The organism is Paraburkholderia sp. CNPSo 3274 (assembly GCF_024206475.1).
Taxonomy (GTDB): Bacteria; Pseudomonadota; Gammaproteobacteria; order Burkholderiales; family Burkholderiaceae; genus Paraburkholderia.
This window is the reverse complement of the sequence record NZ_JAMBPR010000041.1, coordinates 32697-51254: the sequence shown is the minus strand read 5'-3', so window position 1 is coordinate 51254 and position 18558 is coordinate 32697. Positions and strand designations below refer to the sequence as shown.

Below are 18558 nucleotides of genomic sequence, written 5' to 3'. Positions count from 1 at the left end.
CGCAACAAAATTTTCGAATTGCGAGATGCGATTTTATAATGCGAAAAATTGTTGCAGCGCACGCATAATCGTTCGCGCCCTTGAGCCGATAACGGCCAGTTTGCACCCGTTTATCGGCGATTTACGGCTTTTTTCGCGGCATTTCCGTGTCTTACGCTGCGCTACAATCCTTGCCATGTTGACCGAACGGCTTTTCGCACGCTCGGCGCGGCCGCCCGGAACGCCCGGCGAGTCGTCGCCATCTCGCTGGCACCACGGACCCTGGTGGTCGAATTCCTATTTGCTGACGCCGCTCCTGTCGATCGTCGTGTTTCTGATCGTCATGAGCCTGATCTTGTGGAGCCTGAACCGGCGCGAGCAACAGCAGCAGGAAGACACGCTCTACCGCAACGTGGCGTGGGCCCAGCAGCAAATCCGGCTTTCGATGACAGGCGCGCAGGAGCAGCTACAGGCGCTTGCCCGCGACCTCGCCGCGGGCCACAGCGATCCGCAGTATTTCCAGACGTCCACCACGGACATCATGCAGGGCCATCCGGAGATCCTCTATCTCAACTGGTACACGAGCCTGGAGGAGCCACGCTGGCCCAACACGGCGATGCCGGTTTTCGGCCAGCGCCTTGCGAAGCCCAACGACGCGCAAATGGACGAGGCCGTGAAGGCCGCTTTCGCCGAGGCGCGCGCCACGCGCCGCCAGGTGTATTCGCCGCTTATTTACGACGACGTCGGTAACGGCTACATCACGCTGCAAACGCCGGTATACCGCGATCGGGAATTTCTTGGTTCGATCGCGGCCGTGTTCTCGGTCGAAGGCATCCTGAAGCACGACATCCCGCCCGAACTGTCGGCCAAGTACAAGATTTCGATTCTCGACGCGAACAACCGCGAGCTCGCCACCACCTCGACGCGTCCGCGCCTGCCGCGCGACGTCTATTACGACCTGCCGCTCGACCCGCCTGGCCAGGGCGTTTCGGTACGCGTGTACTCGTATCCGCAGATGACCAACTTCACGAACAACACGCTCGTGTGGCTGGTCGCGGGGCTGTCGTGCTTCGTGCTGTGGAGCCTCTGGAGCCTCTGGAAGCACACGCGCCAGCGCTTCGAGGCGCAGCAGGCGCTCTACGCCGAGGCGTTCTTCCGCCGCGCGATGGAAAACTCGGTGCTGATCGGCATGCGCGTGCTCGACATGCACGGTCGCATCACGCACGTGAACCCGGCGTTCTGCCGCATGACCGGCTGGGACGAAAGCGACCTCGTGGGCAAGAACGCACCGTTCCCCTACTGGCCGCGCGACGCCTACCCCGAAATGCAGCGCCAGCTCGACATGACGCTGCGCGGCAAGGCGCCCTCCTCGGGGTTCGAACTGCGCGTGCGCCGCAAGGACGGCTCGCAGTTCCACGCGCGGCTCTATGTCTCACCGCTGATCGACAGCTCGGGCCGGCAGACTGGCTGGATGTCGTCGATGACCGACATCACGGAGCCCAAGCGCGCACGCGAAGAACTCGCCGCCGCGCACGAGCGCTTCACCACCGTGCTCGAAAGCCTCGATGCCGCCGTCTCGGTGCTCGCCGCCGACGAAGCCGAACTGTTGTTTGCGAACCGCTACTACCGCCACCTGTTCGGCATCCGCCCGGACGGCCATCTGGAACTCGCGGGCGGCGGCGGCTTCGATTCGGCGAGCGCGTCTTCCGATTCGATCGACATGGTCGACGCCTTCGCCGGCCTGCCCGCCACCGCGCTCACCGAGAGCACGGCGGACGCGCAGGAGGTCTACGTCGAGAGCATTCAGAAGTGGTTCGAAGTGCGCCGCCAGTACATCCAGTGGGTGGACGGCCACCTCGCGCAGATGCAGATCGCGACCGACATCACCACGCGCAAGCAGGCGCAGGAACTGGCCCGCCAGCAGGACGAGAAGCTCCAGTTCACGAGCCGCCTGATGACGATGGGCGAAATGGCCTCGTCGCTCGCGCACGAGCTGAACCAGCCGCTCGCGGCGATCAACAACTACGCCTCTGGCACCGTCGCGCTCGTGAAGTCGGGCCGCGCCGCGCCCGACAACCTGCTGCCCGTGCTCGAGAAAACGGCGCAGCAAGCCGTGCGCGCGGGCATGATCATCAAGCGCATCCGCGAGTTCGTGAAGCGCTCCGAGCCCAAGCGCCAGGCCACACGCGTGGCCGACATCGTCGCCGACGCGGTGGGCCTCGCCGAGATCGAGGCGCGCAAGCGCCGCATCCGCATCGTGACCGACATGCGCTCGCGCATGCCCGTCATCTACGTCGATCCGGTGCTGATCGAACAGGTGCTCGTCAATCTGCTGAAGAACGCGGCGGAAGCCATGGCCGAAGCGCGCCCGAATGCGATCGACCCGGTCATCCGTGTGACCGTGAAGCGTGAAGGCGGCAACGTATGCATCAGCGTGGTCGATCAGGGCCCCGGCGTCGACGAAGCCACGGCCGAGCGCCTCTTCGAGCCGTTCTACAGCACCAAGTCGGACGGCATGGGCATGGGCCTGAACATCTGCCGCTCCATTATCGAATCGCACCGCGGGCGTCTCTGGGTGGTCAACAACGTCGAATCCGACGGCCACATCAGCGGCGCAACGTTCCATTGCAGTCTGCCCATCGGCGAATCGGATACCCCCTCGCGGAACACCGACGAACCGACTCCACAAACCGTTACGGGAGAGTCATGAACAGCCCAGTCACCACCCAGGAAACCGTCTTTGTTGTCGATGACGACGAGGCCGTACGAGACTCCCTGCGTTGGCTCCTCGAAGCGAACGGCTACCGCGTCCAGTGTTTCAATAGCGCGGAGGAGTTCCTCGAGGCATACCAGCCGGCCCAACAGGCTGGCCAGATCGCCTGCATGATTCTCGACGTGCGCATGCAGGGCATGAGCGGCCTCGAACTGCAGGAACGCCTGATCGCGGAAAACGCCTCGCTGCCGATCATCTTCGTGACGGGCCACGGCGACGTGCCGATGGCCGTCTCGACCATGAAGAAGGGAGCGATGGACTTCATCGAGAAGCCCTTCGACGAAGCCGAGCTGCGCAAGCTGGTGGAACGCATGCTCGACAAGGCGCGCAACGAAAGCAGCAGCGTGCAGCAACAGCGCGCCGCCGCCGAACGTCTGGGCAAGCTCACGGCGCGCGAGCACCAGGTGCTCGAGCGCATCATCGCGGGCCGCCTGAACAAGCAGATCGCCGACGACCTCGGGATCAGCATCAAGACGGTGGAGGCGCACCGCGCCAACATCATGGAGAAGCTCAACGTCAACACGGTCGCCGACCTGCTGCGTCTCGCGCTCTCCAACAAGCCGCAACAGGCGCAGCAGTAAGCGCGTCTTTCTCCGGCAGCATTCGCGCGCCACGGCGCGCGAATGCTGCCGGCGGCGTCTCGCCGCGACTCTCTTCCCTCGCCCATCGTCCGTTCAGGCCGGAGCATGCCCGCCGCGCGGGTATAATGTCGCCCTTCGAATGGCGCCCGCCCCACGCGCGCCAGCGCTCGCGCCCGCACGAGCGCACTCGAGCCCGCATTGCCCACTCTCGACCCCGACCGACCATGACTGCCACTATCATCGACGGCAACGCCCTCTCCAAGAAACTGCGCGCGCAAGTCGCCACGCGCGCCGCCGCCCTCACCGCCCGCGGTCATCAGCCGGGCCTCGCCGTCGTGCTGGTCGGCGACAATCCGGCGAGCGAAGTCTACGTGCGCAACAAGATCAAGGCCTGCGAAGACAACGGCCTCTACTCGTCGTACGACCGCTATGCCGCATCGCTTTCCGAAGCCGACCTGCTCAAGCGCATCGACGAGTTGAACCGCGATCCGAAGATCAACGGCATTCTCGTGCAGTTGCCGCTGCCGAAGCACATCGACAGCCACAAGGTGATCGAGGCCATCGCGCCCGAGAAGGACGTGGACGGCTTTCACGTCGCCAACGCGGGCGCGCTCATGACGGGCCAGCCGCTCTTTCGCCCCTGCACGCCCTATGGCGTGATGAAGATGTTCGAGGAATACAAGATCCCGCTCGAAGGCGCGAACGCCGTGGTGATCGGCCGCTCGAACATCGTCGGCAAGCCGATGGCGCTCCTGCTGCTCGAAAAGGGTGTGACGGTCACGGTCTGCCACAGCAAAACGCGCGACCTCGCGAAGCACACGCGCGACGCCGATATCGTCGTCGCCGCAGTGGGCAAGCGCAACGTGCTGACCGCCGACATGGTGAAGCCCGGCGCTACCGTGATCGACGTCGGCATGAACCGCGACGATCACGGCAAGCTCTGCGGTGACGTCGATTTCGCGGGCCTGAAGGACGTGGCCGGCTTCATCACGCCGGTGCCGGGCGGCGTCGGCCCGATGACCATCACGATGCTCCTCGTGAACACGATCGAAGCGGCGGAGCGCGCGGCAGGCGAGTAAGCAACAGGCGACGACGCGTCACGCCATGACGTTCCCGAAGCGGCCCATCACGGGCCGCTTTCTTTTTGCGGCGCCGCCCGCTTGAACGACGGCAGCCGCGATTGCGCCACCGCCCCCCGACATCTGTTAATTTGCTCGGATAACCCGGTTGGAAAGCGCGCTTGGCGCCCCAATACTCTGGCTATCGGGTTCGCGCGCATGCCGCGCCCCGGTCCCCTAACCCGCGACAGACAGGAACAGGAAGCATCATGGCTACTACCCCCTCCGACAATCCGCTCCTCGACTTCACCGGACTGCCGCGCTTTGGCGAAATCCGCCCCGAGCATGTGACGCCCGCGCTCGACGTCCTGCTCGCGAACGCGAAGGCCGCAGTCGAGCGCGCCGCGCAACCCATGACGCCCGCGCAATGGAGCGACGTGGTCGAGCCGGTCGAGCGCGCCAGCGAGCCGCTTTCGCGCGCCTGGGGCGTGGTCGGCCACCTGAACGCCGTCGCCGACACGCCGGAATTGCGCGCCGCCCACGGCGAGAACCTGCCGCGCGTGACCGAATTCTGGTCGAGCGTCGGCCAGAATCTCGAGCTCTTCAAGAAGTACAAGGCCATCACGAATCACAACTCGTTCGAGCTGCTCTCGGGCGAGCGCAAGAAGATCCTCGACAACTCGCTGCGCGACTTCCGCCTCTCCGGGGCGGAATTGCCCGAAGACCAGAAGCCGCGCTTCGCCGAACTGCAGGAACGCCAGGCCGCGCTTGCCAAAGCCTTCTCCGACCATGTGCTCGACGCGACCAATGGCTATGCGTTCTACGCCACGAGTGAAGCCGATCTCGCGGGCCTGCCCGAGGACGTGATCGCCGCCGCCCGCGAAGCTGCCGAGCGCGAGAACAAGGAAGGCTGGAAGTTCACGCTGCACTTCCCCTCGTACTTCCCGGTGCTGCAGTATTCGGAAAACCGCGCGCTGCGCGAGACGATGTACCGCGCCTACGTCACGCGCGCATCCGAGCTTGGCCCCGTCTACGGCAGCGGCAAGGCCGAATGGGACAACACAGCGATCATCGAGGAGCAACTGAAGCTGCGCGCCGAAGAAGCGAAGATGCTCGGCTACAACAACTTCGCCGAAGTCTCGCTCACGCCGAAGATGGCGGAAACGCCGGCTCAGGTAATGAGCTTCCTCGAAGACCTCGCCACACGCGCGCGCCCGCACGCCGAAAAGGACTGGGAAGAGCTGCGCGAATTCGCCGCGAGCGAACTGGGCCTCACGCAGATCGAGCCGTGGGACATGGCGTACGCCGCCGAGCGTCTGCGCCAGAAGCGCTATTCGTTCTCGGAAAACGAAGTGAAGCAGTACTTCCCGGAAGACTTCGTGCTGCAGGGCCTGTTCAAGGTCACGGAAACGCTGTTTGGCGTGCGCATCCGCCCGGACAGCGCGCCGGTGTGGAATCCCGATGTGCGTTTCTTCCGCGTGGAAAACGCGGACGGCACGCTCGTCGCGCAGTTCTATCTCGACCTCTATGCACGTGAAGGCAAACGCGGCGGCGCATGGATGGACGACGCCCGCTCGCGCCGCAAGCTCGAAGGCAATGACGTGCAAACGCCCGTCGCGTATCTCACGTGCAACTTCTCGGCGCCGGTGGGCGGCCGCCCCGCGTGCTTCACGCACGACGAAGTCATTACGCTCTTCCACGAGTTCGGCCACGGCCTGCACCACATGCTCACGCGTGTGGACGAACTGGGCGTGTCGGGCATCAACGGCGTGGAGTGGGATGCCGTCGAACTGCCCTCGCAGTTCATGGAAAACTTCTGCTGGGAATGGGACGTGGTGCGCGAAATGAGCTCGCATGTCGAGACCGCCAGGCCGCTGCCGCGCGAACTCTTCGACAAGATGCTCGCCGCGAAGAACTTCCAGAGCGGTCTCGGCACGCTGCGCCAGATCGTATTTTCGATGTTCGACATGGCGCTGCACGTGGACTTCGAGGCTTCGAAGGGCAAGAGTGCGAACGACCTGGCGCGCGAAATCAACGAGCGCTACCACGTCATTCCGCAGGCGCCGTTCTCGCGTTGGCCGAACACGTTCAGCCACATCTTCGCGGGCGGCTACGCGGCCGGCTACTACAGCTACAAGTGGGCCGAAGTGCTTTCCGCCGATGCCTATGCAGCCTTCGAGGAAGCCGCGCAAGCCGCGAAGTCGAGCGTGCTCGACGAAGCGACCGGCACGCGCTACCGCAAGGAGATTCTGGAAGTGGGCGGCAGCCGCCCGGCGATGGAGTCGTTCAAGGCCTTCCGCGGCCGCGAGCCGAACATCGACGCGCTGCTGCGCCACAACGGCATGGAACAGCCGCCGGCACAGCAGTGACCACGTGACTCGTTCGTAAGCGATCCGAACGAAAACCGCGCATGGGTGTGCAACCCATGCGCGGTTTTTTATTGCCTCGCGTGTTATCGATGCAGCCTGAAATCGACGCTTTCCGGCCGCCCTTCGAGCGCAAGCGCCGCGCGCTGCGCGGGTTGCCGGCTCACCACCCTGCCCCGGCTCACTACCGCGAGCCGCGCCGCGCGCAGGCGGATCGCCTCGATGGGATCGCGCGCGTCGAGCACCACGAGGTTCGCCGCGCAACCGGGCGCCACGCCGTAGCCTTCGAGGCCGAGTATCGTCGCGGCGTTCACGGTCACCGCGTCGAAGCAGGCGCGCGAGGCGTCGGTGCCCGTCATTTGCGCGACATGCAGACCCATGTGCGCGACTTCGAGCATGTCGCCCGAGCCGAAGCTGTACCACGGGTCCATCACGCAGTCGTGGCCGAACGCCACCGTCACGCCTGCCGCCATCAACTCGGGCACGCGCGTCATGCCGCGGCGCTTCGGGTAGGTATCGGAGCGCCCTTGCAGCGTGATATTGATGAGCGGATTCGCAATCGCCGCGACACCCGACTCGCGCATGAGCGGTATCAGCTTGCTCACGTAGTAGTTGTCCATCGAATGCATCGACGTGAGATGCGACCCGGCCACGCGCCCATGCATGCCCAGCCGATGCGTTTGCGCCGCGAGCGTTTCGATGTGGCGCGAGAGCGGGTCGTCGGATTCGTCGCAATGCATGTCCACGCGCAGGCCCTTTTCGGCGGCGAACTCGCAAAGCAGCCGCACCGATTCGGCGCCCTCCGCCATCGTGCGCTCGAAGTGGGGAATGCCGCCCACCACCTCCACGCCCATCGCGATCGCGCGCTTGAGATTGTCGAATGCACCGGGGCTACGCAATACGCCATCCTGCGGAAACGCCACGAGCTGGAGATCGAGATATGGCGCGACACGGCGCTTCACTTCGAGCAGCGCTTCGACCGCGAGCAGCCGTGCGTCGCACACATCGACATGAGAGCGGATCGCGAGGAGCCCGCGCGCGACGGCCCAGTCGCAGTACTGAAGCGCGCGTTCGACGAGCGCCTCCTGCGTGAGATGCGGCTTGAGCTCGCCCCACAGCGCGATGCCCTCCAGCAGCGTGCCCGACGCGTTCACGCGCGGCAGGCCATACGAGAGCGTGGCGTCCATGTGGAAATGCGCATCGACGAACGGCGCGCTCACGAGCGCACCCGCGGCATCGATCTCCTCGCGCGCCGCCGTTGTGAGATGCGGCTCCACCGCGGTAATGCGCCCCGCCTCGATACCGATATCCACCGTGGGGTACCCAGCGGGATGCGCATGCGCGAGCATCGCGCGGCGAATGATCAGGTCCATCTGCGGCTCCTTGTTCTGGCGTGGCGGCGTGGCACTTTCGTTTCGACTCGCGTCGATTCTATCGGCGCCAGAATCGCGCCGCCAGCAGCGTGGCCCGCATCCACGCGAAGGCGTCACGCGAGCGCGAGCGGACCATCGTCTTCCGCTGGATCGTCGTCGAAGAGCGCGAACTGCCCGCGCAACGCCGGATTCTCCTCTTCGAGCCGCACGCCCACGCCGAGCAGACGCACCGCCAGCTTGCGCCGCGTGAGCCCTTTTTCGAGCATCAGGAGGAGGGTGCGCACATCGGTGGCGTCGGCCACGCACTCGACCGTCGTACGCTGGAAGTTGGCGAAGCGGATCTTCACGAAGAGCTTGCGCACCGCGTGCGCGCAACCCACGCGTTCGATGCGCGCGTCGAGCTGCACCGCAAGACGCTTCAGCTCCTCGCTGCACGCTTCGAGCGTGAGCAGATCGTTCATGTAGGTCGTCTCGACGCTCACCGACTTGCGCTCCTGATCGGCGCGCACTGGCCGGTCGTCCATGCCGCGCGCGAGTTCGTAGAGCCGCTTGCCGAACACGCCGAAATGCCGATGCAGATCGAACAGCGACCACCTGCGCAGTTGCGCGCAGGTGGTGAGCCCGAGATTTTCGAGCTTCGCGGCCGTGACCTTGCCTACGCCGTGAATCTTGCGCACGGGCAGCGCAGCAACGAAGGCATCGACTTCAAGCGGACGCACGACGAAGAGGCCATCAGGCTTGTTCCAGTCCGAGGCGATCTTGGCGATGAACTTGTTCGGCGCCACGCCGGCCGAAACCGTCACGCCCACGGTTTCGCGCACGCGAGCGCGAATTTCCTCGGCGATCAGCGTGGCGCTGCCCTTGCAGCGCGGGGCGCGCGTGACATCGAGATAGGCTTCGTCGAGCGAGAGCGGTTCGACGTCGGGCGTGTAGTCGCGGTAGATCGCCATGATCTCGCGCGAAGCGGTGCGGTACTTCTCCATCGCCGTGGGCAGGATCAGCAGATCAGGACACTTGCGCATGGCGAGCGCCGACGACATCGCCGAATGAATGCCGAAGCGCCGCGCCTCGTAGTTGCAGGTGGCAATCACGCCGCGCTGGTCGGGCCGTCCGCCCACCGCGAGCGGACGGCCGCGCAATGAGGGGTCGTCACGCATTTCGACCGACGCATAGAAGCAGTCGCAATCGCAATGGATGATCTTGCGAGCGGCGGCGGCAAGTGCCGCGGCGGAGCGCCCCGGGTCGGGCGCAGCCGGCGGCGCGGGGTCAGGAGAAGGCGCGTTCACGGTCTCGATACTGTACAAAAACACAGTGCTATTTTCAAGAAAAGTGTCCGCGCCCTTTATCTGCTCCCGTCCGCTTCGGATCGGCCAGACCGTCTCTGGACGGCTGGCTGCGCGGGCCTATACTCGTGCGGACTGAACAGTCCACGAGAGTGAGGAACGAATCGATGAAAACGATCGGCGTAATTGGGGGGATGAGCTGGGAATCGTCGGCCGAGTATTACCGGCTGCTGAACCGCCACGCGAAGGCGCGTCTGGGCGGCCATCACAACGCGCGCAGCCTGATGGTGACCGTGGACTTCGCGCAGGTCGAAGCGCTCCAGCGCGCGGGCGACTGGGACGCGCTAGGCGTGCAGATGGCCGAGGCCGCGCAACAACTCGAACGCGGGGGCGCCGATATCGTGCTGCTCGCGACGAACACGATGCACCGGGTGCGCGCGGCGATCGAGGCGACGATCTCGATCCCCTTCCTGCATATCGCGGACCCGACCGGCCAGGCCTTGCGCGCCGCGGGCTTCACGCGAGCGGCCCTGCTCGGCACGCGCTACACAATGGAACAGGACTTCTATGTCGGGCGATTGCGCGAGGCACACGGCATCGAAGCGATCGTGCCGAACGAATACGATCGCGCGGACGTGCACCGGATCATCTACGACGAACTGTGTCACGGCAACGTGGATGTAGAGTCGCGGCGCGTGTATCAGCGCGTGATCGAAGACCTCGCGGCACGCGGCGCGCAGGCGGTCATTCTCGGCTGCACGGAAATCACGCTGCTAATCGGACAGAACGATTCGGCACTGCCGGTGTTCGACACCACCGCGCTGCACGCGCAGGCCGCGGTGGATTGGGCGATTGGAAGCTAGGCAGGCGCTTAGCGATGCGTTCGCTGTAGCTTCCGCTGTAACTTCGAGAGGCAGAAAACAAAAAACCCGCTAAAAGCGGGTTAATTGTTTGGCACAAGGCCTACTACTTAAGACGTTTGGTTGCGGGGGTAGGATTTGAACCTACGACCTTCGGGTTATGAGCCCGACGAGCTGCCAGACTGCTCCACCCCGCGTCCGTCAGAGAAAAGAAGTATAAGGTGCGGAGGCCGCTCCGTCAAGTGTCTTTTTCAAACGATTGAAACATCACGCGTTCGAACACCGTCGCGCAGGCAATCGCGACACGAAAATTACTTCGGATAACCTGGAAAATTTCACCGCGCCCGCGCGGGTTCCACCAGCGGCCGCACCTCTTCCGCCCAGACCAGCCACATCTCTTGCGTATGAATGCCCGCCTTGAGGATCGCGTACTGCAACTGCTGCCCGCGCGTGAGCAAAGCCGCGCCAAAATCGCGCTCCTCGATCTCCCGATATGTCGCGAGCCGCGCGCGATTTTCTTCGATGAGCCGCGCGAGTTCCTCAGCGAGGCCAAGCGGCCCGATCACGGCATCGGCCCGCAGCTTGAGCAGAAACACGTTGCGCGAGTCGAGGTCGAGCGCTGTCTCGCGCACCCAGCGCGCCACCTCATCTCGCCCTACCGGCAACACGCAATACACCTTCTTGCGCGACGCGGCGGCCGTCTCGTCCTCGATGACCGACACCCACCCCGCCTCGACCATGCGGCCCAACTCGCGATAGATCTGCTGATGCGTGGCGTGCCAGAAGTAGCCGATCGCGCGATCGAAGCGGCGCGCGAGGTCGTAGCCCGACGAAGGCTTTTCCAGCAAGGCGATGAGGATGGCATGCGGCGTCGACATGCGGCGATTCTAAACTACGCCCCACCCAATGCCGGATCTGTTGCGGACCGAATTTTCCCACTATGCAACTGGTTGCATAGTTTCGACGACTTTGCTATGTTTGAGCTTGCCAGCCGGCTTGCACGCCGGCGCATCGAATCACGCGACGGCAGCCGCACCCGGCCGCCGCCCCAGTCAAGGAGATATGGATGTCCCTGCCCGCCGTGCTGCGCCGCGGCCTGTCGATTCCGGTCGTCGGCTCGCCCCTCTTCATCATTTCGAATCCCGATCTCGTGATCGCCCAGTGCAAGGCGGGCGTCGTCGGCTCGTTCCCCGCGCTCAATGCGCGGCCAGAGCACGTGCTGGGTGAATGGCTCGACCGCATTACCACCGAACTCGCCGAGTACAACGCGAAGCATCCGGACGCCCCGGCGGCGCCCTTCGCTGTCAACCAGATCGTGCACAAGTCGAACGACCGCCTCGAGCACGACCTTGGCGTGTGCGCCCAGTACAAGGTACCGATCGTCATCACGTCGCTCGGCGCACGCGAAGAAGTCAACCACGCGATCCACGCATGGGGCGGCATCGTGCTGCACGACGTCATCAACAACACCTTCGCGAAGAAGGCCATCGAGAAAGGCGCGGACGGCCTGATCGCCGTTGCCGCCGGTGCCGGCGGCCATGCGGGTACGCTCTCGCCGTTCGCCCTCATCCACGAGATTCGCGAATGGTTCGACGGCCCCCTGCTGCTTTCGGGCGCGATCGGCAATGGCAACGCGATTCTCGCGGCGCAGGCGGCGGGCGCCGATCTCGCCTATATCGGCTCGGCGTTCATCGCCACGCATGAAGCGAACGCCGTCGACGCGTACAAGCAAATGATCGTCGAAGGCGGCGCCGGCGATATCGTGTACTCGAATCTCTTCACGGGCGTGCACGGCAACTATCTGCGCCAGAGCATCGTGGCGAGCGGCCTCGATCCAGAGGCGCTGCCGCTGTCGGATCCGTCGGCAATGAATTTCGGCTCGACGCGCGTGAAGCCGTGGAAGGACATCTGGGGCTCGGGCCAGGGCATTGGCGCGGTGAAGAGCGTCGTGCCGGCAGCTGAACTCATCGCGCGTTTGAAGCGCGAATACGTGGCGGCGCGCGTGCGTCTGGGCGTGGTCGCTGCGCCGCAAGCCGAGGAACAAACGGTGGAACAAGCCGCGCTTTGATGCGCGGCGCGAGGCGGGAGCGATCATGCCGCGTCCGCCTCGCCTCGTCATGAACCGCCGCGACTTATGCGCGCGACTTCACGCGCGCGATTTCCTCTTCGACATCGCGCAACTGATCCTTGCCGAAGTACATTTCCTCGCCGACGAAGAACGTCGGCGAACCGAACGCGCCGCGCTCGAACGCCGACTGCGTGTTCGCAAGCAGCGCGGCTTTCACATCGGCGTCCTGAATCGCCGTTTCGAACGCCGTGGCGTCGAGGCCGTCCGCCTCCAGCGCAGCGCGGATCACCGCAGCGTCGTCCATCTTGAGGCCCTCTTCCCACATGTGCGCGAACATGCGGTCCACGTAGCGCGCGAACGTGCCGTTGCGCTGCGCCGCAATCGCGCCGCGCATGATCTGCAACGTGTTCACCGGGAAGTGCGGATTGGGCCGATAAGCCGTCAGCCCATGCCGCTCGATGAAGCGCCGCATCTCCAGCATCATGAATTTGCGCTTGTTCTCGATGCTCGCGAACGCCTCGCCCGGCGAGCGATTGCCGCTCAGCTTGAACAGGCCGCCAAGCAGGATCGGCACATACTCGAAACGCACCTGCCGGCGCGCTTCGATGCCGCCGATCACCTTGTGGCACAGGTAAGCGTTAGGACTGCCGAAGTCGAACAGAAACTGCACCTTGATGTCACCCATCGTGTCTCCCCTATGTGAATTCGCGCACCTTTGCCCGGGCGCGCCGACATCCTAAGATACCTGAAACCGGGCCGCAATTATCGACAGCGAGACAAGCACCATGACGCAAAAGAAGGCCGTACTGGTAATCGGCGCAGGCGACGCCACCGGAGGCGCCATCGCGCGCCGCTTCGCACGCGAGGGCTACATTGCATGCGTGACACGCCGCAATGCCGACAAGCTCGCGCCGCTCGTCGCGCAGATCGAAGCCGAGGGCGGCGAAGCACACGCCTTCGGCTCGGACGCGCGCAAGGAAGAGGACATGATCGCGCTCTTCTCCGACATCGAAAAGCGCATCGCGCCCATCGAGGTGGCGATCTTCAATATCGGCGCGAACGTGCGCTTCGGCATTACCGAAACCACGGCGCGGGTCTATCACAAGGTCTGGGAAATGGCCTGCTTCGCCGGGTTTCTGATGGGCCGCGAAGCCGCAAAGGTCATGCTGCCGCGCGAGCGCGGTTCGATCTTTTTCACGGGTGCGACCGCGAGCCTGCGCGGGCGCGAGGGCTTCGCGGCGTTCGCGGGCGCGAAGCAGGCGCTGCGCGCACTCGCCCAGTCGATGGCGCGCGAACTCGGGCCGCAGGGCATTCACGTCGGGCAGATCATCGTCGATGGCGCGATCGACACCGAGTTCATCCGCGAGAATTTTCCCGAGCGCTACAAGCTCAAGGAACGCGACGGCATTCTGAACCCCGAGCACATTGCCGACGCCTACTGGACACTGCACCAGCAGCCGCGCGATGCCTGGACGCACGAACTCGATCTGCGGCCGTGGCTGGAGCAATGGTGAGGCAACTGTTGCCCGCGTTGCGAAGCAGGCGATAATGGCGCCGAAGTGCACCAAAAGCACACCGTCACCCTATCGAGCCTCACATGAAAATCGCAACGTGGAACGTCAACTCCCTCAAGGTCCGTCTGCAGCACGTCATCGACTGGCTCAACGAGAGCAAGACCGACGTGCTCTGCCTCCAGGAGCTCAAGCTCACCGACGACAAGTTCCCGCGCGCCGATCTCGAGGCACACGGCTATCGCAGCTGGTTCGCCGGCCAGAAGACCTATAACGGCGTGGGCATCCTCGTGCGCGAAGGCCTCTTCGTCGACGAAGCCACGGTCGTGCGCAACATTCCGGGCTTCGAAGATCCGCAGCAGCGCGTGATCGCCACGACCATCGGTGACGTGCGTGTGGTGAGCGCGTATTTCCCGAACGGCCAGGCGCCCGGCACCGAGAAGTTCGCGTACAAGCTGCAATGGCTCGACGCCATGCATGACTGGCTCGCGCAGGAGATGCAGCGCTACCCGAAGCTCGCGCTGCTCGGCGACTACAACATCGCGCCCGAAGACCGCGACGTGCACGATCCGAAGGCCTGGGAAGGCCAGAACCTCGTCTCGCCCGAGGAGCGCGCGCAGTTTCGCCGCCTGATTGAACTCGGTTTCGTCGATGCGTTCCGCCAGTTCGAGCAGCCCGAAAAACTCTTCACGTGGTGGGACTATCGCATGTTCGCGTTTCGCCGCAACGCGGGCTTGCGCATCGACCATATCCTGCTCGCGCCCGCGCTTGCCGGGCACCTCACCGCGTGCGAAGTGGACAAGGTCCCACGCAAGTGGGAACAGCCGTCCGATCACACGCCGGTGATCGCCACGCTCGATATTGCGGGCTGAACGCGCGCCTTACCAGTTCCCCGCGAGCGTGGTCCACAGAAAGCGATAAACGAGCGCGTCATACTCCGCGCGCTCGAGCGAATCGCTGCCGGGGCCGTGACCGCCTTCCGTGTTCTCCAGATACCAGACATTCGCGTGCCCCTGCTGCTCCATGCGCGCGACCATCTTGCGCGCGTGCGAGGGATGCACGCGGTCGTCGCTCGTCGAAGTCGTGAACAGCGACGGCGGATACACAACACCTGGCTTCACATGGTGGTAAGGCGAATAGGCGGCAAGCGCGCGCGATTCTTCGGCATCCTCAGGATCGCCATATTCGTCTATCCATGACGCACCCGCATGCAGCACCGGGTAGCGCTGCATGTCGAGCAACGGCACCTCGCACACCACGGCGCCAAACAGCTCGGGACGCTGCACCATGCACGCGCCCACGAGCAGCCCGCCGTTGCTGCCACCCTTGATGCCCAGCTGCACGGCGCTCGTATAGCCATCGGCGATCAACTGTTCGGCCACCGCGATGAAGTCATCGAACGAGCGCTGACGATGCTCGCGCTGCGCCTCGACGTGCCAGGCGGTGCCGTACTCGCCGCCGCCGCGAATGTGCGCGATCGCCACCACGCCGCCCTGCTCCAGCCAGCCGATGCCCGAGCCCACGAGATATTGCGGCGTGAGCGCGATTGCGAAGCCGCCATAGCCCGTGAGCAGGCACGGCGACGCCTTGCGTGACTCGCCTTCGAGTACGGCCTTCGGGCCGATCACGGTGAACGGTACGCTCGTACCATCCGCCGAGCGCGCGTGCGAGCGGATGACCGTGAGCGGGCCGGAATCGAACTGCGTGGGCCAGCGGTCGAGCAATTCCCACTGCTGGAGATCGGTTTGCGCGAGATCGGCGAGCCAGTATTCGGGCGGCAGAAGGTAATCGTCGACGTCGACGAATACCTCGTCGTTGAGCGTGTCTTCGATGGGCGAGACATCCACCTGTGAACTCGCACGCGTGGGAAACACCCGCGACTCCCAGCGCCACGCGCCATCTTCCTGCTGCGGCAGCCAGAGCATCGTGCGGCTCTCCACATCGTCGAGCCAGGAGACGATCAAGACGTTTTGCGTATTGGTCCAGTCGCACGCCGACGTAACGGGCGTGGGCGTGAAGAGCGTCGTGAACGCGCGATCACCCGTGAGGAAAGCATCTTCGCGGATCACGAGCAACGCACCGCCCTTGTACGTTACGCCCGAAACGGCCCAGTCGAGCCGCGGCTCGAGCAGCAGCCAGCCATGCCACGCGCCCACCGAGACATGCGTAGGCAGGTCATACACCTGCCAGTCGCCGCGCTCATCGAGACGATAGGTGTATGAATCGAAGAAGTCGACGCTGCGCACCAGGCCGTGGCGCTTCTCGACCGGATCGTAGTCGCCCTCCACGCTGATGTCGTCGAATTCGCCGCTGAACACCACGGGCGCGTCGGCGAGCGCGGTGCCGCGCGTCCAGCGGCGCACCTCGCGCGGATAGCCGGAGCGCGTGAGCATCTTCTTGCCACTCTTGCCGCCCGCGTCCCATCCCAGGTACACGGTATCGCGATCGATCCACGAAATGATGTGCTTGCCTTCCTTCACAATGGCGAAACCATCGTCGACGAACGCGCGCTTCACAATGTCGAATTCGCGCACGATGACCGCGTCGGAGCCGCCATCGGAAAGCTGGATCAGCGCGCGGTCGCCGTCCGGATAGAGGATGTCGATGCCCGCGCACACCCATGGCATGCCCTCTTTCGCGCCGAGCGCGTCGAAGTCGATGAGCGTTTGCCACTGCGGCTTGTGGGCGCGCCAGTCGGCCCAGAGCGCGCGGCGCCACAGGCCCTTGGGATTGTCCTCGTCCTCCCAGAGGTCGTAGGCCCACTCCTGCCAGCGGCTCGGAATCACGGGCCGCTCGCGCGGCAAATAGGCCTGTGCGAGGCGCTTTTCGAGCGCCTCGAAACGCGCACCCCCCTGCCACGCGGCGCGCGTGCGCGTGTTCTGCGATTCGACCCAGGCCATGACGGCGGGGTCGTCGAGCGATTCGAGCGAAAGGAACGGATCGGCCTCGGTGGGCCAGGGAGAAGTCACAGGCATGATCGGTCGTCGACAGGAAAACAGCGTCGATTATGCCCTGTGTGCGCGCCGGTGCACTGCGCGCCGGGCCGGCTCGCGTTGCGCGAGGCCGGCCCGATGCCACATGCTAATACACACTCATTCCAGATTGAGTTCCTGGATCTTGCGCGTGATGGTGTTGCGGCCGATGCCAAGACGCTCGGCCGCCTCGACCTTGCGCCCGCGCGTGAAGTCGAGCGCCTCGCGGATCACGGCGGCTTCGAAGCGGCGCGAGAGTTCGTCCATGACGTCGGCGCTGTTTTCGCGCAAGAGACGCGCGACTTCCGTGCGCAGACCGCTCTCCCACACGCTCAGCGGCGAGACAGCGGCAGCGGTGCCGTTGGACGCGCCGAACGCCGGCGTCCCGAACACCACGCCGCCCGAGACGCCGCCGAGCAAGCCCGCGCCCGCCACGGCACCCGCAACCGGCGATATGCCGCCTGCGCCATTGGTCCCCGCGCCCGCTTCGGAAGCGGCCGAAGCCTCAGCGAGATGCACCGCCGCTCCCGCCGAGCCGTGCGCAGGCACGAGGTCAGGTGGCAGATCCTTGATCTCGATCGTCTGCGCGGGCGCCATCACGGTGAGCCAGTTCGCGAGATTCTCGAGCTGGCGCACATTGCCCGGAAACGGCAGCGACGACATCCACGCAAGCGCCTCGTCCGACACGCGCTTGGGCTCCACGCCCAGCTCGCGCGCGCTTTTCTGGAGGAAGTGGCGCGCGAGCAGCGGAATGTCCTCGCTGCGCTCGCGCAGCGCAGGCAAACGCAGGCGAATCACGTTGAGCCGGTGATACAAGTCCTCGCGGAACAGCCCCTGGCGCACGCGCGTTTCGAGGTTCTGGTGCGTCGCGGCGATCACGCGCACGTTCGCACGCAGCGGGTTGTGCCCGCCCACGCGGTAGAACTGCCCATCAGAGAGCACACGCAAGAGACGCGTTTGCAGGTCGAACGGCATGTCGCCGATTTCGTCGAGGAACAGCGTGCCGTTCTCGGCCTGCTCGAAGCGGCCCTGGCGCATGGCCTGCGCGCCGGTAAACGCGCCGCGTTCGTGGCCGAACAGTTCGGATTCCAGAAGATCCTTCGGGATCGCCGCAGTGTTCAGCGCGATGAACGGCCCGTTCGCGCGTGGGCTATGTCGGTGCAAAGCGCGCGCGACAAGCTCCTTTCCGGTGCCAGACTCGCCGGTGATGAGCACGGTCGCCGCCGAATGCGAAAGCCGCCCGATGGCGCGGAACATGTCCTGCATGGCCGACGCCTGACCGAGCATCTCGGGCGCTTCGGCGGGACGCTCGTCCCACTGCTGCTCGCCACGCATGCTTTCGTCCACGGCGCGGCGAATCAGCTCGACGGCCTTGTCGACATCGAACGGCTTGGCGAGATACTCGAACGCGCCGCCCTGAAACGCGGCGACCGCGCTGTCAAGGTCGGAGAACGCCGTCATGATGATGACGGGCAACCCCGGCACGCGCTCACGCACGGTTTGCAGCAGCTCGAGGCCCGAGCCGCCCGGCATGCGGATGTCGGAGACGAGCACCTGCGGGCTGTCGTGATCGAGCGCGCTCGCGGCTTCGCGCACGTTCGAAAAGCTGCGGGTGGCGAAGTTCTCGCGGGCAAGGGCCTTTTCGAGCACCCAGCGTATCGATTGGTCGTCGTCTACTATCCAGATCGGCTTCATAAGATCGGTCAGAAGTCCTGGTGGCGTGCGGTATCGGTA

General features: G+C 64.9%; 14 protein-coding genes and 1 tRNA gene. 8 read left to right on the top strand and 7 right to left on the bottom strand.

Going from position 1 to position 18558, the window contains the following annotated elements; all coding sequences use genetic code 11:
- Window positions 1–175: 175 nt before the first annotated feature.
- The 4 genes from fixL to M3I54_RS26015 all read left to right on the top strand — a co-directional run bounded on the left by fixL (window position 176) and on the right by M3I54_RS26015 (window position 6760).
- The gene (gene fixL, locus M3I54_RS26030; protein WP_254341230.1) at window positions 176–2689 is read left to right on the top strand and encodes an oxygen sensor histidine kinase FixL; all 2514 of its coding nucleotides are present in this window, start codon (window positions 176–178) and stop codon (window positions 2687–2689) included.
- On the top strand, window positions 2686–3333 hold the full coding sequence (gene fixJ, locus M3I54_RS26025) for an oxygen response regulator transcription factor FixJ (protein WP_254341226.1): 648 nt from the start codon (window positions 2686–2688) through the stop codon (window positions 3331–3333). Before fixL ends, fixJ begins: the two co-directional genes overlap by 4 nt.
- A 224-nt stretch (window positions 3334–3557) precedes the next feature.
- Window positions 3558–4412, top strand: coding sequence for a bifunctional methylenetetrahydrofolate dehydrogenase/methenyltetrahydrofolate cyclohydrolase FolD (folD, locus tag M3I54_RS26020; protein ID WP_254341225.1), 855 nt, complete (start codon window positions 3558–3560; stop codon window positions 4410–4412).
- Window positions 4413–4660: 248 nt separating this feature from the next.
- Window positions 4661–6760, top strand: coding sequence for a M3 family metallopeptidase (locus M3I54_RS26015; protein ID WP_254341224.1), 2100 nt, complete (start codon window positions 4661–4663; stop codon window positions 6758–6760).
- Window positions 6761–6843: 83 nt separating this feature from the next.
- On the opposite strand, the gene M3I54_RS26010 is transcribed toward M3I54_RS26015, so the two are convergent.
- Both M3I54_RS26010 and dinB read right to left on the bottom strand, forming a co-directional pair.
- The gene (locus M3I54_RS26010) at window positions 6844–8130 is read right to left on the bottom strand and encodes an amidohydrolase family protein (RefSeq protein WP_254341222.1); all 1287 of its coding nucleotides are present in this window, start codon (window positions 8128–8130) and stop codon (window positions 6844–6846) included.
- A gap of 113 nt (window positions 8131–8243) precedes the next feature.
- Window positions 8244–9416 (bottom strand): DNA polymerase IV, encoded by a 1173-nt coding sequence (gene dinB / locus M3I54_RS26005; RefSeq protein WP_254341220.1) that lies wholly within the window; start codon window positions 9414–9416, stop codon window positions 8244–8246.
- 164 nt (window positions 9417–9580) lie between these two features.
- On the opposite strand from dinB, the gene M3I54_RS26000 reads away from it, so the two are divergent.
- Window positions 9581–10276, top strand: a complete 696-nt coding sequence (locus M3I54_RS26000) for an aspartate/glutamate racemase family protein (RefSeq protein WP_254341215.1) — start codon at window positions 9581–9583, stop codon at window positions 10274–10276.
- A gap of 117 nt (window positions 10277–10393) precedes the next feature.
- Here the strand turns inward: M3I54_RS26000 and M3I54_RS25995 are convergent.
- Together M3I54_RS25995 and M3I54_RS25990 are read right to left on the bottom strand one after the other, a co-directional pair.
- Window positions 10394–10470 (bottom strand) — tRNA-Met (locus tag M3I54_RS25995).
- Window positions 10471–10608: 138 nt separating this feature from the next.
- Window positions 10609–11151, bottom strand: a complete 543-nt coding sequence (locus M3I54_RS25990) for a PadR family transcriptional regulator (protein ID WP_254341214.1) — start codon at window positions 11149–11151, stop codon at window positions 10609–10611.
- Window positions 11152–11339: 188 nt separating this feature from the next.
- Between M3I54_RS25990 and M3I54_RS25985 the strand changes: the two genes are divergently transcribed.
- Window positions 11340–12341: a nitronate monooxygenase family protein gene (locus M3I54_RS25985; protein WP_254341213.1), complete on the top strand. Its 1002-nt coding sequence runs from the start codon at window positions 11340–11342 to the stop codon at window positions 12339–12341.
- Window positions 12342–12405: 64 nt separating this feature from the next.
- On the opposite strand, the gene M3I54_RS25980 is transcribed toward M3I54_RS25985, so the two are convergent.
- Window positions 12406–13026, bottom strand: coding sequence for a 2-hydroxychromene-2-carboxylate isomerase (locus M3I54_RS25980; RefSeq protein WP_254341211.1), 621 nt, complete (start codon window positions 13024–13026; stop codon window positions 12406–12408).
- Window positions 13027–13126: 100 nt separating this feature from the next.
- Between M3I54_RS25980 and M3I54_RS25975 the strand changes: the two genes are divergently transcribed.
- Together M3I54_RS25975 and xth are read left to right on the top strand one after the other, a co-directional pair.
- The gene (locus tag M3I54_RS25975; protein WP_254341209.1) at window positions 13127–13855 is read left to right on the top strand and encodes an SDR family oxidoreductase; all 729 of its coding nucleotides are present in this window, start codon (window positions 13127–13129) and stop codon (window positions 13853–13855) included.
- Between the two features lie 83 nt (window positions 13856–13938).
- The gene (gene xth, locus M3I54_RS25970; RefSeq protein WP_254341206.1) at window positions 13939–14724 is read left to right on the top strand and encodes an exodeoxyribonuclease III; all 786 of its coding nucleotides are present in this window, start codon (window positions 13939–13941) and stop codon (window positions 14722–14724) included.
- Window positions 14725–14733: 9 nt separating this feature from the next.
- Here xth and M3I54_RS25965 read toward each other — a convergent pair whose 3' ends face one another.
- Complete coding sequence (locus M3I54_RS25965) at window positions 14734–16827, bottom strand: prolyl oligopeptidase family protein (protein WP_254341204.1); 2094 nt, start codon at window positions 16825–16827, stop codon at window positions 14734–14736.
- A 117-nt stretch (window positions 16828–16944) separates the two neighbouring features.
- A complete protein-coding gene (ntrC, locus tag M3I54_RS25960) occupies window positions 16945–18519 on the bottom strand; it encodes a nitrogen regulation protein NR(I) (protein WP_254341203.1) in 1575 nt (524 codons plus the stop codon).
- Window positions 18520–18558 lie beyond the last annotated feature (39 nt).

Bases quoted from the DNA above. Each gene is read 5' to 3' on its own strand.
- fixL (WP_254341230.1), top strand. From the start codon at position 176: ATGTTGACCGAACGGCTTTTCGCACGCTCGGCGCGGCCGCCCGGAACG.
- M3I54_RS26010 (WP_254341222.1), bottom strand. From the start codon at position 8,130: ATGGACCTGATCATTCGCCGCGCGATGCTCGCGCATGCGCATCCCGCT.
- M3I54_RS25980 (WP_254341211.1), bottom strand. From the start codon at position 13,026: ATGGGTGACATCAAGGTGCAGTTTCTGTTCGACTTCGGCAGTCCTAAC.
- folD (WP_254341225.1), top strand. From the start codon at position 3,558: ATGACTGCCACTATCATCGACGGCAACGCCCTCTCCAAGAAACTGCGC.
- xth (WP_254341206.1), top strand. From the start codon at position 13,939: ATGAAAATCGCAACGTGGAACGTCAACTCCCTCAAGGTCCGTCTGCAG.
- M3I54_RS25985 (WP_254341213.1), top strand. From the start codon at position 11,340: ATGTCCCTGCCCGCCGTGCTGCGCCGCGGCCTGTCGATTCCGGTCGTC.
- ntrC (WP_254341203.1), bottom strand. From the start codon at position 18,519: ATGAAGCCGATCTGGATAGTAGACGACGACCAATCGATACGCTGGGTG.
- fixJ (WP_254341226.1), top strand. From the start codon at position 2,686: ATGAACAGCCCAGTCACCACCCAGGAAACCGTCTTTGTTGTCGATGAC.
- M3I54_RS25990 (WP_254341214.1), bottom strand. From the start codon at position 11,151: ATGTCGACGCCGCATGCCATCCTCATCGCCTTGCTGGAAAAGCCTTCG.
- M3I54_RS25965 (WP_254341204.1), bottom strand. From the start codon at position 16,827: ATGCCTGTGACTTCTCCCTGGCCCACCGAGGCCGATCCGTTCCTTTCG.
- M3I54_RS26015 (WP_254341224.1), top strand. From the start codon at position 4,661: ATGGCTACTACCCCCTCCGACAATCCGCTCCTCGACTTCACCGGACTG.
- M3I54_RS26000 (WP_254341215.1), top strand. From the start codon at position 9,581: ATGAAAACGATCGGCGTAATTGGGGGGATGAGCTGGGAATCGTCGGCC.
- M3I54_RS25975 (WP_254341209.1), top strand. From the start codon at position 13,127: ATGACGCAAAAGAAGGCCGTACTGGTAATCGGCGCAGGCGACGCCACC.